Origin of the sequence: Alteromonas sp. W364, assembly GCF_031846205.1 — a bacterium.
Lineage (GTDB): Bacteria > Pseudomonadota > Gammaproteobacteria > Enterobacterales > Alteromonadaceae > Glaciecola > Glaciecola blandensis.
Genome location: NZ_JAVRID010000003.1, coordinates 182,179 through 197,504, shown reverse-complemented (window position 1 = coordinate 197,504; position 15,326 = coordinate 182,179). Strand labels below are relative to the sequence as shown.

The following is a 15,326-nucleotide window of genomic DNA, read 5'->3' as shown; positions in this document are numbered from 1 at the left end:
TCAGTTCAAACTGTAGTCCGTGATACTGAACTCGAACATTTCGAACCTTATGCTGCTGTGTTTAATTATCTTTGGAAACAAGCAGCGTTAGTTTACCTGAGCAAATATTGGTGAGTTCCTCGCAAAAGGCATCTAGTTCATTACGGGGTACTAAACTGGTCAGTGAAACGCTTTCAGCATAATTAAAGTCAGTTTTGGCGCAATTAAAGCTTCCTAAGGCGCTCTTTATTGCACCTTCTAGTGCATAGTCAAAGCTAGCTTGCACTGCTACTCGGTCCACCTTCTCTTCTGTTTGAAGCTCTTTTAATACCTGCGCAACGGCATCTGAATATGCTCGCTGCAAACCCCCTGTGCCTAACTTTGTACCCCCAAAATAGCGAACTACCGCTACAGTGATATCTCCTAAGCCGCTGTGCTCCAGTATCTTTAGCATCGGCATACCCGCAGTTCCACTGGGCTCTCCATCATCGCTCATTGAGCGCAAGGTCGAATCAGGTGAACCAACAATGTAGGCCCAGCAAACATGGTTAGCTTGAGGGTGGGCCGCTCTGAGTGCCTTTACAAAATCGTTTGCGGTTGCTGTTGTGGCAGTTGGTCTAGCGAAAGTGAGAAATTTACTGCGTTTTACTTCATGCTCAATATCATGTTCATGAGTAGGTGTTAAGTAGGGCTTGAAGAGCATAGCATGCCAGTTCTTTTTAGTTAGGGCAGTATTTATTCAAAACACTGATAAGGTCAGACTCAGAAGCGGGTTTTGAAATATAGGCTTGAATACCATTTCGTGCTAGCTTCGAGTCAGCTTTAGAGAATACGTCGGCAGTTAAGGCAACAACTTTCTGATTTGGATCCATTGATGTGATCTTCTTGCTAGTTTCAAAGCCGTCTATACCTGGCAAATGTAAATCCATAAAAATCAAATCAAAATAATCACTTTTCAGCTTTTTGATAGCATCTTCGCCACTGCCACATACGCTAATAGAGATGCCGATTGTATGAAACATCGCTTTTGCAACTTCCTGATTAATCAAATTGTCTTCAACGACTAAGATTTTTGCGTTGGGGTTAAACGTATGCTGAGTTTGTGATGGAATGTCAGTTTGCTGGAATGTATTTTCAGTGCATACGGGGAGTTTTACTTTGAATAAGCTGCCTTGACCGAGCTTACTCGATAGCTTAATGCTTCCGTGCATATGCTCAACAAGGCTTTTGGTGATCATTAAGCCTAGGCCAGAGCCTTCTTGGTTTTCATTTGGCCTTACTTGCTGAAACTTCTCAAAAATAAGGTGTAAGTCTTTCTTCGCAATACCAATACCTTCGTCACGCACCGCAACAATAAGGTTAGCGCTAGAGAGCTTAATCTTTATGTCGATAGTTTGCTCATTGGGTGAAAATTTGATTGCGTTAGAGACCAGGTTCAAAATAATTTGGCTAAGCCTAGTTTCGTCAGCTTGAAAGTATTCATTTTCATTTGTTTCGCAGCTAAAGTTCACAACAAGGGATTTCTTCGCTGCAAGTGCCTTCGTAATCGAGTGAATAGATTCGAAAAAGGTCTTTGCATGTATGCTGGTGTATTCTAGGGTGAAATTCCCCGATTCAATTTTATTTAAATCTAATACTGAGTTAACTAAGCTCAATAGCCGTCTACCACTGTAGTCAAGGTGCTTTAGATACTGTTTTTGCTTGTCGGGTAAGTCAAACGTTTTGTCATCAATCATCAATTTGCTAAAGCTAACTATTGCGTTCAAAGGCGTTCGCAATTCATGACTTAAATTAGACAAAAAATCTGTTTTTCGTTCGTTTGCACTTTCAACTTCTTTGATCTTTAGTCTTAGTTGCAATTGAGTAATGACTTGTTTACCTAGCGTTTCAAGCGCCTTAATTTGATGGGCATTTAACTTTTTAGGTTTGTCGTTTATCGCACACAATGTTCCTATCGCGAATCCCTCAGGAGTGATCAGTGGCGCGCCAGCATATGAGCGAATGTTGGGTGATTCTGTTACTAAAGGGTTATCTTTAAACCGTTCATCAAGAAAAGTATCGCTTACCTCAAATACCTCTTCTTGATGGATTGCATGAGCACAAAATGCAATATCTCGGTGAGTTTCATCGGCACTTAAACCTACTTTTGATTTGAACCATTGGCGGTCTGCGTCAATAAGGCTAATCAGCGCGATGGGAGTATCACAGATCTCTGAAGCTAATTCAGTTAGCTCATCAAATACCTTTTCCATGTCAGTATCTAAAACTTCGTAACGATACAACGCTTCAAGGCGATATTTTTCGTTGCTTGGTATATCAGCTACTTTCATTGCTTGTACCTACACTATTGTGTTGCATCTAAAACAACCCACCGCCAAAAGCCCAATTTCCTAGGATACTTTCTTTATGTATAGCTGGCAATACGACTAAATAATGAAAAACACCCGGTTACTCACCGTGAACGACGACACGTCTTTGCTAGAACTTAATTAATACAATACATCTAACAACAAAGAGAAGTTAGTAAGCAAAGACTATTTATTTCAATCACTCGAACTTATTTGATTTTTTACCATTCACCTAGCAATATCAATGTTAATTATATGTTGCGAGAAATTGATATGGATGCTGCGAAAATAGATTTACCCATCGATAAATTAAAATACTGGGCTAAAAACTACCCCGAACGCCAAGTCTTATTTCAACCCATCGATGGTAAACTTCACACATATACGTGGCAGCAAATTCTCGAACAAGCCACCGCAGTTGCCTCAAAGTTAGTGTCTTTAGGTTACGAACCAGGTGATAAAATTGCGCTGCTTTCTAAAAACGTAGCTGAATGGTTTATTGCCGATTTCGCCATCATGATGGGTGGATTTGTAAGTATTCCCATTTATCCTACTGCAAATGCTGAAACCATCGCATATGTGTTAGAGCACGCGGAATGTAAAGCAATTTTTATTGGTAAGCTCGATGATTTTGGCCCTCAAGAAGCAGGTATAAATACCAACGTGAAGCGTATTGATATGGGTTATCCAACCATGCAAACAGAGGTTTCTTGGTCGGATTGTATTGCCTGTGAAAGCGAATTTGCAGAACCAGTGGTCACGCCCGATGACGTGATGACAATATTATACACTTCAGGCAGTACAGGTATGCCAAAAGGTGCGCTTCACTCTTACCGTAGTTTTGTAAATACCGGACTTCACCTTGGAATGCGCGTTGGGACTACTCCTGAAGATCGTTCCTTATCCTATTTACCCTTGGCGCATTGTACGGAACGCGCGTATGTCGAATCGACCTTTTTAAGTTATGGCGCGCAAATCTATTTTGTAGAATCGCTCGATACATTTAATCGCGACTTGGTGCGTTGTTCTCCAACGGTTTTTGGCTCTGTACCGCGCTTATGGACGCTTTTTCAAAAGGGCGTACTACAAAAAATGCCACAAAAGAAACTCGACTTGTTACTGAAAATTCCACTTGTTAGTTCTTTAATTAAAAAGAAAATCAAAGCAGGCTTAGGCTTTAGTGATGCTCGTATTTTCCTCAGTGGTTCTGCGCCAATTTCAGAAAAGATACTGGAATGGTATCAAAAGCTGGGTATCAATATTGGTGAAGCGTGGGGTATGACCGAAACATTCGCCGCTGGTACAACCCCTCGCATGGACAAACCCGCTAAATTTGGGACGATTTCACTGCCTACCGAAGGTGTAGACTTGCGAATTGCCGATGACGGTGAAATTGTTATGAAGACCGATTCCAACATGCTTGGCTATTATAAAGACGATGCTAAAACAGAAGAAGCACTCGTCGATGGCTTTGTGCAAACAGGCGATCTAGGCGAGCTCGATTCTGAAGGGTATGTGAAAATCACTGGGCGCAAAAAAGATATCTTTAAAACCGAAAAAGGCAAATATGTTGCGCCTGTACCTATAGAGAAGTTATTTGCAGAAAACGAATACATTGAGCAAATGTGCTTAATGGGGACCACTTTGAAGCAACCGGTATTGATAGTGAACTTAAGTCAGTCTGGTAAAAGCCAAGACCGAGGGCTGCTCACTGAATCTCTTGAAACTACCTTAGCCCACGTGAATCAAAGCTTAGAAAAGCATGAAGCTGTCTCGTATATTATTGTTGCGAGTACTGATTGGACTGCAGAGTCTGGCGAGTTAACACCTACTTTGAAAGTGAAAAGACATGTTATTGAGAAAGTATTTTTGAGCCAAGCGCAGAGTTGCGAAGGAGAAGGTAAGATCCGTTTTGACTAGGTTAATTCTCACTTAACAACATAAATAACTAGCTGCCGCACTGTTTCACAAAGCCTCGATTTATCGGGGCTTTTTTATTTCCAACTACCCGTCTTCTGATAACCGCGCTCAATCCACAGGAGCGCTTAATTCTATCCCAGTAGTCATATAAATATCGTCGTAAGCTAAACCGCCATTACCATAAGGTTGTTTGAGCGGCCCTGTATTTGCGATAGTGACAAAATACACCAATTCGGCTTCACGTTTCATACGAAACTCAGCATTGTCGTAGACCTTTTGCTGCTGACTAAACTCACCTCCGCGGATATAAACTGAATATGTTTGTCCGCCATTTTCTTTTAAGCGATTGTCTACCACATACCAAACTTCGTACCATTTACCTTCTTGCAGAGGTTCTGCAGCTTTACCATTGAGTGGATTTTGAATATCTTGATATTTCGCTTTTCCATTTAGCGCTTCTTTGATCACCATCAGCGCACCAGAATTCCGAGTGCCATCTGACTCTGTCTTATCTGTGACTCTTAACATCGGTTCGAAAGCATTATATGCGAGTTTATCGATATCCGCGGGGCGTTGATTACTCAAGCCAAAGGAATGATTATTTGGAAATGACTCAACCATGATACGGGTGTAAAAAGTAGCAGTGTCACCGACGTTGAGTGTATTAGGTAACTGTATGTAAGATAGGGCTTTTCTATTACCGACCACACCGTTTGCTGCAGGTTTTTTTAAGTAATACTGGTTTTGGGAAGTTTGTTCTTGTTTTATTAACGCTATTTGCGGACTCTTAACAAAGGGGTTGGTCTCGTTCTGGACGTCTCTAATGTGCCAGTCCGAGGACAGAGTGTTACTAGCGCTTTCGAAATCGTCAATTAACAGCCAAGAGGTATCTACTTCAGCCATGCCTTTTGCGCTGACACACAATAAACTGGCAACAAGTAGTTGGTAACTTTTTTTCATAAAGTCGTGATTTTTCATAGATAAACTAGAATCTGGACTGTGATTATTTAAACAAAATAATATAAATACCAAGTTACTTTAGCAATCAATAATAGGTCAATATGAAAATGACGGCATCTTCGGTAGCTGCATTCGCGGCTTTGTCTTCTCTTGTGTTGTTTGGCACAGCCGCGTGTAGCACAAACCAAACTGCACGCGAGAATGTTTCAAATAGTCCTGAAATAGATGTGCCAGGAGAGCAATTCGATCTAAGTCAATGGAATATCACACTGCCTATAGATGCAAATGCAGACGGTAAGCCTGACATGGTGAAAGTGAAAGACCTCCAGAATTATAGCCATCCGGAATTCTTTTATCTTAACGACAATAAGGAATTGGTCTTTACTAGCCCAAATATAGGCGTCACAACAGCTAACTCTAAGAATGCACGGAGTGAACTACGGCATATGTCGCGGGGCTTCAACACGAAGATAAAGACGAAGGCACCGAAAAATAACTTTGCTTTGGCTGCGCATGAAAACGCGAATGCATTTGCCGCTATTGGCGGAAGAATGGAAGCTACTTTGAGTGTGGATCATGTAGCCGTGAATAGCGACCGACCCGAAAAGTATCCAAGCTATTCAGTGGTGATTGGTCAGATACATGCAGGCAACGATCCAGACCGCTCAAAAGGCTTTGGATACGGGAATGAACCACTCAAGATTTTCTACAAAAAATTTCCAGACCACGACACAGGCTCAGTATTTTGGACCTATGAGCGTAATTTGCCAAAGGCGCACCCGGATAGAACAGATATTGCCTATCCAGTTTGGGGCAATACGTGGGAAAACCCTTCAGACCCAGGCAGTAAGGGTATAAAGCTCGGCGAAGAATTTAGTTATGTAGTGAATGTTTATAAGAATACCATGTCCCTTACGTTTACCTCGCCTAATCGTGAACCGGTAGAATACTCGATTAACTTGGCAGATAATGTTGATGCTTACGGCAACATTGACGACAAAGACTTTAAGCATGGCTACGCTGGCGATTGGCACTACTTTAAAGCGGGTGCTTACAGCCAATGCAATGGCGGCACTAGCAATCCATTTTGGGGAACTGCATGCGGTGGAACCGGTGTTTGGGAAACAGACAAAGCGAATGGCGATTATTCGAAAGTAAGGTTTTCGAAGTTGGTGCTAAGTAATGGAACGCCTTCGTCGTAACTTGGACTAATTTCTGTTATTGAGTTAGTTTGTCTCTTGATTGGAAAACAAGCTGTATTTACGTAGAGAACGGAATCAAAGTGCTAGATAAGTATATCTAGCGAATTTACATAAAAAGGAATTTAAATTGAAAAAACTGATATTGATAGTAACTGCAATCGTATTAATGAGTGCTTGTGGTGGTGGCTCTGGTGATTCTTCTCCAGTAGGTGACCCTCCGCCACCACCACCACCGCCATCAACGGTCTCTTTGCAGATATCTGGAACAATAAGTTCCCCCGATCTACCAAATGCGCTGATTACCGCCACGGTAGCTGGAAGGAGTTTTGAAACAAGTTCAGACGAGCTCGGGAATTACAGTCTAGAGATTGAAATTAATGAAAGTGAGCAAACTAGTCTATTGGTCATTGATGCATTTGGCACAGGTAGTTTGAGCCACATACATTATAAAACCTATGTAGACTCGATTCAGAGTCTTCTTACCATCGGTAATCAGCTCAATGATAGCGATGTACCTTCCTTGAGAGTCTCTCAGATAAAAACGGCTCTTTCCGCTGTTTTACGCCATGAAGGTGAGATTACAGATCTAGACTCTTTGGCGCTCGCTCGCCAGGAATATGATAGAGATTTAGTCTTACCCTTTGCGACCACACTGGTTTATTTTACCGACCTTGTCGATGGGCAAATGTTTGATTTACCAGATGGAATTGAAACCACGTGGGAGTTACTTTCTGATAAAGAAACGGCTCTGGATATGGCACGGGTACTTGCTGAGCGCAATCCACCTGCCGCGCAAGGTGAAACCAGCGAGTTCAATGAGGTCACCCAATCTCTCGTTACAAATTCAGAGCTTGTAGGCTCTGCAGAATCGTTAAACTTACCCACTAATTTTTATTTCATCGGTCTGGGTGATAGTAATGGAGATGGAAAAATCGAATTGCTGGAAGACGGTTCCGGTTCTTTAACATTTTCCGGCACGGAATACCCTGCCACTTGGGATTTACAAGACCAATTACTAAATTTGCAGCTTGATGGAGCAGCATTTAGAGTTTTTCTAAGTGGTAATATTTGTGAAGGCTACATACGTACAGCAAATATTGGTGTCATTGATGACGCCGCCGACAGTACCTTGTTGAGCTTGCTTTTAACCAGAGAAGTGATCTGCGAAGACGAACCTTCATTGAATTATACAAGTCGCACTGTTCAAGCATATGAAGTCGTTGATGAGAGAGTTGTCGCGGATCCAGAATGGTTAACCGAGGGTGAATATGTCGTGCTGAGTCCAGATGTGGTAATTAGCCATATAACACCAGAATCACCTATAGCAGTTATAAACTATTCGTATCTTACAAGACTGATTGTGAGCGAAGGGAATGGTTTTGTATTGCGACGTGCAATAGATTTCACAGTAGACAATGAATTGATATACAAAGAGTATCAGGGGACTTTTTCAAGCGATCAAAAACAGCTCATATTTCTACTTGAAGATGGTGAGACTTTCTCGTTTAATATCGCAAGGCCAATTAGCAATGAGCTTGCTTTGAGCTCAATTTCTGCCACTCAGATCGCTATTTCAAACGATGAATCAGAGCCCGACGCTGAAGTAGACCCCGATGCCAAAACGCTTGTTCAAAAAAGCGGATTTATTGTGCAAAAAAATGATCAAAATTTTGCCAACAACAGCATTGTTGGTTGGTATGAAAGTCGCAATGTCTCATGGTTCAAAACCCAAGTCACTTGGTATGAATACAGGGAAGATGGTACAGCATATACTTATAGTTGGATTGACCAAAATGACGATAATCAAATTCAAGAAGCATCTAATACAGGACAGTCTGAGATATCAATCTTTAAACGATACTGGCGTTTAAATGACGTTGGTGATGTTACAGAGAAAGTATATTTACCTATTTTTAGAGGCAACGATGATGCGTGTGCGAGCGCTACTTTTGATTCATTTCCTGAGCAAGATTGCTACTTGAGACAAACTAGTGTTATCAGTCGAATAAACTCCATTGATGATAAACTCTTGATTGATTGGCAATACAGTCGTTTTAGATTTACTGGTATATCAACCATTACTGAGCTCAACGCAGTAGAACCAGAGATGCTAAAGAGACTAGAGGCTAAGCCAACCTTAATAGAAGAAGCTGGACTATAGTTACACAGAGGTGGCCAGCCAGCCACCTCTTGTTACCCTGATACTGAGCCAAGCTTAGCTATGGTTCGTATATCTTCTTAATCGCGACTTAACACAACTAGGGTAACTGTATCGTAATGGACCTTATATTTTTCGACCTTGACGGGACCTTGCTCAATGCATCGTCTGAGATCTCTCCATTCACCAGAGAAACCCTAGGTCTACTTCGAGATAAAGACATTGCTTATACCGTAGCAACAGGGCGTTCTTTGTTGTCGGCAAAAAAGATTGTGGAAGGACACTTTTTTGAACTGCCGCATATTTACAATAACGGTGTCACTATTTGGGATCCAGCAAAACAAGCCTTAAGTTTTGATAATTTACTAGAACACAGCGAGATTGAAGACGTTGTTAATGCCGCTCTGACGCATGGTATAACACCCTTTGTAAATACTATTGAGAATCACCAACACTTCATTTATCACAGCCAAGTTCGACATCCCATCGAGAAAGAGCTTATTGAAAAGTATTTTTCGCGAACCGACGCTAAGCTATTGCCACTAGAGGCACTGCCTAAAAACAGCGATGTGACTAACATCAGCATGATAGGTGACAATAAAAAAGTGGCGTCTATTTGGAATGAAATCAATGAGCATCCGCATTTAATTGCATACTCTGGTCCAGCTCACGAGGGGCGAAATAACAGCTGGATGGACGTGCATCACCGTCTCGCTAATAAAGGATCTGCAGTAAACAACTTGAAGGTAGATTTAGGGGCAAGTAACGTGATCTGCTTTGGCGACGGTGAAAACGACTTAAGTATGTTTGAACTCGCCGACGAGTGTTATGCCCCTGACAATGCAAAACCTCAGGTGAAATCAAAGGCGAACGCAGTTATTGGACATAATCATGACGATGGAATTGCGCATTTTTTAAGGGAACGTTTTAGCTTGTAAAACGCTCCCAGCCTAATGGCCAATGTTAATTCTGTTGTTCAAAAAGCTTATTCAGGAAGCTTTTTGACCGGTTTGTAACCTTCTGATTCAAGTTCTTGATTCACGCAAATAAGTAAAAATTCTGGTAGCGACAAATCACCCGTACCATCATCTTCTGCGATCTCGGTACAGTACTCAACAAACTCTTGGATCAATTCCGCATCTGCTTCAGGACGATCGTCAGCATTTACGGCGAATGACAATAAACCTGCAAATACAGCGCTTGTTACTAGAGTAATCATTTTCATTAAAACACCTCAAAAAAGTGGTTGGCTATTTACGCCGAAGTGTAGGCTGAATTTTCCAATACGCTAACGAAATAATCTGTTCTTGAAGAACAATTTATTTCGTTCGAAAAATAGTCAGTCGGGCCTTGCTAATCAACAGATAAAGCCTATATTTCGCGCGAATTAACCATGCTTTATTTTGTGACACTGGACCAAATAAATGATTACAACTTTGATTGTTGTCGACAGCCTTAATGATTTCCCTGCGCTTGAACTAGACGCTACCGTGCTGGACTTTGAGAGTTACCTTGCTGACTATCCAAAACTCAGCGAGCGGAAGACGCGCGTAATTAACTTATGCAATACAAACAAGTATTTAAGCAAAGGGTATTACTGCTCTTTGTTAGCTGAAGCGCGCCATCACAAAGTGCTGCCTAGCGTGAACACGATCAATGATTTGATAATAGAAAGCACTGAACAGTCTTTAGAAGTTGCTAGCTTAACATTACCAAAAGCGCTGAGTGACAGCGTTAAAGATAGTGCCGTGTGCGATTTAGTGTTTGGCACGGCAAGTGATGAAGCAATGCAAGCAGTTGCTAAGTACGTATTTGATCGTTTTCCAGCACCATATCTTCAGATCAGTGTGAGCAAACAAGTGAACGCAACAAGCCTAAAAGTACGCTTAGGCAACTGGGACGAAATTATTTCTCAGGGTCAGACATTTGTGGTTAAGGCCCTGCAAGACTACCTACAAAAAAACTGGGTGAAACGATTTTCTAAAAAGTCCGCACGTTGGGATATGGCGATTTTGTGTAATGAAAACGAAGCCACGCCACCAAGTGATAAAAAAGCATTAAAACACTTTGTGCAAGCCGCGAAGAAAGTGGGTATTAATGCGCAACTAATCGATAGTAGGCAAGCAGCCAATATTACCCATTTCGATGCGCTGTTCATTCGCGAAACCACAGCGATTAATCACCCTACCTATCATTTAGCGAGAAAAGCTGAGCGTGAAGGTCTAGTGGTCATTGATGATGCCAACAGTATTCTCAAATGCTGTAACAAGGTGTTTTTACAGGACGCATTTAGCTATCACAAAGTGCCGGTGCCAAAAAGTGGCTTTGCATACGACCCTAGCGATAAAACTTGCACGTCTCTAGCACAAGAGTTCGGCTTTCCAATGGTACTTAAACTGCCTGAAAGCTCTTTTTCTTTAGGTGTATTCAAAGTTAAAGATGAGACTGAGTTGAAAGCAAGACTTGCTGAATTACTTCATCAATCTGCTTTGGTATTAGTGCAAGAATATGTTTTCACTGAATTTGATTGGCGCATCGGTGTACTCAACGGTAAGCCTATATATGCGTGTCGCTACTTTATGGCAAGAGGACACTGGCAAATCTACAATCATGCATCAAGCAAGAATACTTCAGGTGGTTTTGAAACATTACCCACTTTTGAGGTGCCAAAATCGGTGCTGGATGCAGCGATTAAAGCCAGCGGTATTATAGGTAAAGGCTTATATGGTGTCGATATTAAGCAGGCAAACGGCAAAGTATATGTCATTGAGGTTAATGACAATCCGAGTATCGAATCGAAAGTGGAAGATAAGTACTTAGGCAAAGAACTGTACATGATTATCATGCAAGAATTTGCAAATCGCTTGGAAGCGAGGGGGCGCTAAGTGAAGGCCACTTATCGTTTGGCGGAGCTTGATGATCTGACTGCTTTGGTACGCATTGAAAACCAGTGCTTTCAAACAGATCGCCTTTCAAAACGTCGATTCAAGCACTGGATACAAGCTGACAATGGCATTTGTTTGGTCGCAAGCAAAGATGAGCAAATTTGTGCTTATGGCTTGGTGATTATGCGCGATGGTACCCGTTCGGCGCGTTTGTATTCTCTCGCCTTAGAAAGCGAAAATCGAGGGCAGGGTATTGCGCAAGCCTTATTACTTGAGTTAGAGCGCTTAGCGGTGGGCCAGCAGCGTCTGTTTATGCGCTTAGAAGTAGCTGAAACCAATGCGGCCGCCATTAAAATGTACCAATATTTGGGTTACAAGCAGTTTGGTGTTTATCAAAAATATTATGCTGATGGTACCAATGCGTTGCGCTTCCAAAAGCCAATCAAACAGAGCCTGGCGGTACAGAAACTTCCTGCATATCCATGGTATCAGCAGTCGACAGAGTTCACTTGTGGGCCGTCTGCTTTGATGATGGCCATGCAGAGTCTGAATGCAGATTTCAAAATGTCCGCCACCCAAGAAATTGATATTTGGCGGCAAGCAACAACCGTTTTTATGACCTCTGGCCACGGTGGTTGTCATCCTGTGGGCTTGGCCTTAGCAGCGAAATCCTTAGGTTTCGATGCCGAAGTATATGTTAGTCAACCAGGCGATCTATTTGTTGAAGGTGTTCGCAGTGAGCACAAAAAATCGATAATGCAGTTAGTTGAAAAACAGTTTTTTGAACGAGCTACTGAGTATAATGTAAGCGTTCACTTTCACGATGCGTCACTTAATACAATAGAGAGTGAATTGGCTCAAGGTCATGCTGTTATTTGCTTAATTAGTACTTATCAATTCGATGGAAAAAAAGCACCGCATTGGGTCGCGATCACGCATATCGATGATACGTTTCTGTACTTTCATGATCCTGACGCCAGCGTTGAAGGTGTTATTCAGGCTCAACTATTAAGCAAGACCGAAGAGCAGTTGTTCCAATCAAGTGAGATAGATTATCAACATGTCCCCATCCTGAAAGAAGATTTCACCAAGTTTTCAGTGTTTGGGAAGAGTAAGTTAAGAACCTGCCTTGTGATCAAAAAAAACACAAAGCGGCGCAATAGAGGAGGCGACGAATGAGTTTCTTTAATAAGAGTGTTGAGGTCATCGACTTTGCAGACCATATCAATTTAAAAAGTGCACAAAAGCAGTTTGCGACGAGGTACATCGCAGAGCAGTATCGTGATGCCTTGCATATAGAGATGCCAAAAGGACAAATGTTCATTTTTGACTATGGTGTAGTTGTTGCGTGGGGCGTGAACCCAGATAAAGCAGCTCAATACATAAACGAGTTAAAAGGTTTGGCATCGAAGTTACACGATGATCAAGTCGATACTTACGAATTTACCAAGGTTGATGAACAAGCAGAGCAAGCCCTAGCGTCAAACGATACTCTGTATTTACCTAATTTTCAGACGAATACCTTGTTAGCCTTAAGCCATGCTTTCGCGCAATCGGCAAAGTTACAGCATTATGAAGAAATTGCAGAAAAGACGATAGTGAGCAATCAATACTTGATTGATATGTTGGCGAAAAGCGGCAAAATCGCGCTGAATCGTAAACAGTTAGCGAAACTGAGGGGGCAATTATTTCAGACGAAAACAGACATTGTGTTGCATTATAATTTACTTGATACGCCAGAGTTTTTCTGGGATTTTCCCGCGCTTGAGCATTACTATTTAAGTCTAGGTAAATACTTGGAGTTGAGTCAGCGAATTGAAATCTTGAATTTGAAACTAGAAACCATTCAAGACTTGTTTGATATGTTAGCTGCAGAACAAAATCATAAACATTCGTCATTTCTCGAGTGGATTATTATCATCCTGATTGCCATTGAAATTGTGATTTTCTTTGGGGAGTATTTTCATATTCTTCCAAAGTAAGTGAATGTTTACATTCTTTAAAAGGCAATAAAAATAGTAACAATCACTCAGTAGTAAAAAGAGAGGTTTGCATAAAGCAAGCCTCTCCTCTCTTGTTTTTTAAAACTAGGCTGTCCAAGTATTTGGTTTGAACGCTTCATCCACCGGTGTTTCGGTAATGTGATTCGTGTAGTTGGACATGACTTTAAGGCTTGTACCCAATACCACATTCAAGACGGTTTCTTGAGTGTAACATTCAGTCAATTGCGGTGAAGTTGACATGCCAGCCAGTAGGTTGCTGTTAATAATGTAATTTTGGAAAATTCAACAATCGCTTTTGTCAGCAATCATCAAGCTTCTTCAGATCAATATTATAACTTCGCTTTAGAGCGCCAAAAATGTATCACATTATTGCGGTCTTGGCCGAATATGGTCAGTTAGCCAATACCTCAGGTTTTTCCTTACACGCAGGGGTCTTCGCTAATACCGATGAGCCAGAAAAATTAGAAAGACTGTGCCGCTACATTAGCCGCCCAGCGATTAGCGAGCAACGTTTGAGCATAACCGACCATGGAAAAGTACGCTATGAATTGAAAACGCCTTATCGAGACGGTACAACCCACGTGTTCTTTGAAGCTCTGGATTTTATTGGCAAGCTAGCCGCTCTGATTCCACCACCAAGACTTAACCTCACTCGATTCCGGTGACCGGCGCAGTTCGGCCTAATTCGCCCCTGACAGCAACCTTCGTGCGCAAGTCACTGCATCACAGCGAGGTAAAAATAGCCCTAAACTTATAAATAAAGAAGATAGCCAATCTGATAAGCCATACTATGCCAGAGGGATGACCTGGGCACAAAGGCTAAAACGGGTCTTCAACATAGACATTACTGAATGTGAGAAATGCCAAAAGCACAATGTAAGTATCATCGCTTGCATTATAGACGTTCTCGTTATTCAAAAAATATTGAAGCATTTAGATAAAAAGTACCCAACTTCTAAACAAACAAAACTGTTGCCACATTTGCGAGCGCCACCTGATGAACAATACGGAAACGATTTTACTATTCAACGTGACTTCACTTTTGGGGCGTAGGCTCTATTTACTGCTGCAAGAGTAAAGAATAACGCGAGTATATGGCGGGGCTATTCGCGGTTTAATTCTCCATTTTCTGTACCAAAGGCCTGTCTACGCATGAAATGCTAAACTAACACGCCATAAAACACTTCCGCAATTCGATATTTCAACAAACCAATCTAGTCAAAAAGTCAGCTGTCACAGGGGGTAGCAAATAGCTTTTATTTTTCTTATGCTCAGTTACTTATTCTCCAGCTTGAGTATTTTAAGGTATTGCTAACTGTATAAAAAACTTGTACGTATAATCATCGAATGGTAGCGTTTAGTTTTTTAGGGATAATTATGTTTATGAAAAATATAGTAAAGTCATTACTTTTAGGTTCGTTTTTACTCTTTTTATCTGCATGTGAAAATGAAAATTCTGTAACAAGTAATTCAAATGCTAACCTACCAGCAGCTAAAATTAATCAGGAAAATCTACTTCTAATAATGCAATCTATTAAAGATAATAAAAAACTCAGTGAATTTAATATACAAAGAGATTCTTGTATTGATAGAAATTGTAGACGACAAGCAAAGTATAGTTTCTTTGAAAATGCATTTACCGAACATGGGTTTTCGCATATAGATACCTTTAAAAGCTATATAGATCTGGTTAAGTCTGAATCTGAATTTTCTGAGTTATTTGGAGCATGGGGGCAAATATTTATGCCCACTTTTGAGTGCATCAGTAAAGACGAATGTAAGGCATGGCTTATTAATTCTGGTAAAATTACTGAATCAGAAATTACTAAAATGAATACCCAGTAATTTATTATTTATTTTTAAATACAAAA

General features: G+C 41.2%; 13 protein-coding genes and 1 pseudogene. 9 read left to right on the top strand and 5 right to left on the bottom strand.

Annotated features, from left to right (window positions below):
* Positions 1-61: 61 nt before the first annotated feature.
* Both RM556_RS06240 and RM556_RS06235 read right to left on the bottom strand, forming a co-directional pair.
* The gene (locus tag RM556_RS06240) at positions 62-682 is read right to left on the bottom strand and encodes a YigZ family protein (protein ID WP_311374154.1); all 621 of its coding nucleotides are present in this window, start codon (positions 680-682) and stop codon (positions 62-64) included.
* A gap of 16 nt (positions 683-698) precedes the next feature.
* On the bottom strand, positions 699-2,309 hold the full coding sequence (locus RM556_RS06235) for an ATP-binding protein (RefSeq protein ID WP_311374153.1): 1,611 nt from the start codon (positions 2,307-2,309) through the stop codon (positions 699-701).
* Positions 2,310-2,582: 273 nt separating this feature from the next.
* Between RM556_RS06235 and RM556_RS06230 the strand changes: the two genes are divergently transcribed.
* Positions 2,583-4,247 (top strand): AMP-binding protein, encoded by a 1,665-nt coding sequence (locus RM556_RS06230; protein ID WP_311374152.1) that lies wholly within the window; start codon positions 2,583-2,585, stop codon positions 4,245-4,247.
* A gap of 108 nt (positions 4,248-4,355) precedes the next feature.
* Here the strand turns inward: RM556_RS06230 and RM556_RS06225 are convergent, their stop codons facing one another.
* A complete protein-coding gene (locus RM556_RS06225; protein ID WP_311374151.1) occupies positions 4,356-5,207 on the bottom strand; it encodes a hypothetical protein in 852 nt (283 codons plus the stop codon).
* A 101-nt stretch (positions 5,208-5,308) separates the two neighbouring features.
* Here RM556_RS06225 and RM556_RS06220 point away from each other — a divergent pair, with 101 nt between their 5' ends.
* From RM556_RS06220 to RM556_RS06210, 3 genes are all read left to right on the top strand, one after another.
* A complete protein-coding gene (locus RM556_RS06220) occupies positions 5,309-6,409 on the top strand; it encodes a polysaccharide lyase family 7 protein (RefSeq protein WP_311374150.1) in 1,101 nt (366 codons plus the stop codon).
* A 127-nt stretch (positions 6,410-6,536) separates the two neighbouring features.
* Complete coding sequence (locus tag RM556_RS06215; RefSeq protein ID WP_311374149.1) at positions 6,537-8,570, top strand: hypothetical protein; 2,034 nt, start codon at positions 6,537-6,539, stop codon at positions 8,568-8,570.
* Between the two features lie 116 nt (positions 8,571-8,686).
* Complete coding sequence (locus RM556_RS06210; RefSeq protein WP_311374148.1) at positions 8,687-9,505, top strand: Cof-type HAD-IIB family hydrolase; 819 nt, start codon at positions 8,687-8,689, stop codon at positions 9,503-9,505.
* Positions 9,506-9,552: 47 nt separating this feature from the next.
* On the opposite strand, the gene RM556_RS06205 is transcribed toward RM556_RS06210, so the two are convergent.
* Positions 9,553-9,792: a hypothetical protein gene (locus tag RM556_RS06205; RefSeq protein ID WP_311374147.1), complete on the bottom strand. Its 240-nt coding sequence runs from the start codon at positions 9,790-9,792 to the stop codon at positions 9,553-9,555.
* Positions 9,793-9,991: 199 nt separating this feature from the next.
* Between RM556_RS06205 and RM556_RS06200 the strand changes: the two genes are divergently transcribed.
* From RM556_RS06200 to RM556_RS06190, 3 genes are read left to right on the top strand one after another with little or no spacing between them, the layout of a single operon-like run.
* Entirely contained in the window at positions 9,992-11,452 is a 1,461-nt protein-coding gene (locus RM556_RS06200; RefSeq protein WP_311374146.1) for a RimK family protein, read from the top strand.
* Positions 11,453-12,631, top strand: coding sequence for a GNAT family N-acetyltransferase/peptidase C39 family protein (locus tag RM556_RS06195; protein ID WP_311374145.1), 1,179 nt, complete (start codon positions 11,453-11,455; stop codon positions 12,629-12,631).
* Entirely contained in the window at positions 12,628-13,434 is an 807-nt protein-coding gene (locus RM556_RS06190; RefSeq protein ID WP_311374144.1) for an RMD1 family protein, read from the top strand. Before RM556_RS06195 ends, RM556_RS06190 begins: the two co-directional genes overlap by 4 nt.
* A 105-nt stretch (positions 13,435-13,539) precedes the next feature.
* Here the strand turns inward: RM556_RS06190 and RM556_RS06185 are convergent, their stop codons facing one another.
* Entirely contained in the window at positions 13,540-13,695 is a 156-nt protein-coding gene (locus tag RM556_RS06185) for a hypothetical protein (protein WP_311360896.1), read from the bottom strand.
* 170 nt (positions 13,696-13,865) lie between these two features.
* Between RM556_RS06185 and RM556_RS06180 the strand changes: the two are divergent.
* Together RM556_RS06180 and RM556_RS06175 are read left to right on the top strand one after the other, a co-directional pair.
* Positions 13,866-14,508: pseudogene (locus RM556_RS06180) on the top strand (transposase); the annotation flags it as partial.
* A 330-nt stretch (positions 14,509-14,838) separates the two neighbouring features.
* On the top strand, positions 14,839-15,300 hold the full coding sequence (locus RM556_RS06175) for a hypothetical protein (protein ID WP_311360897.1): 462 nt from the start codon (positions 14,839-14,841) through the stop codon (positions 15,298-15,300).
* Positions 15,301-15,326 lie beyond the last annotated feature (26 nt).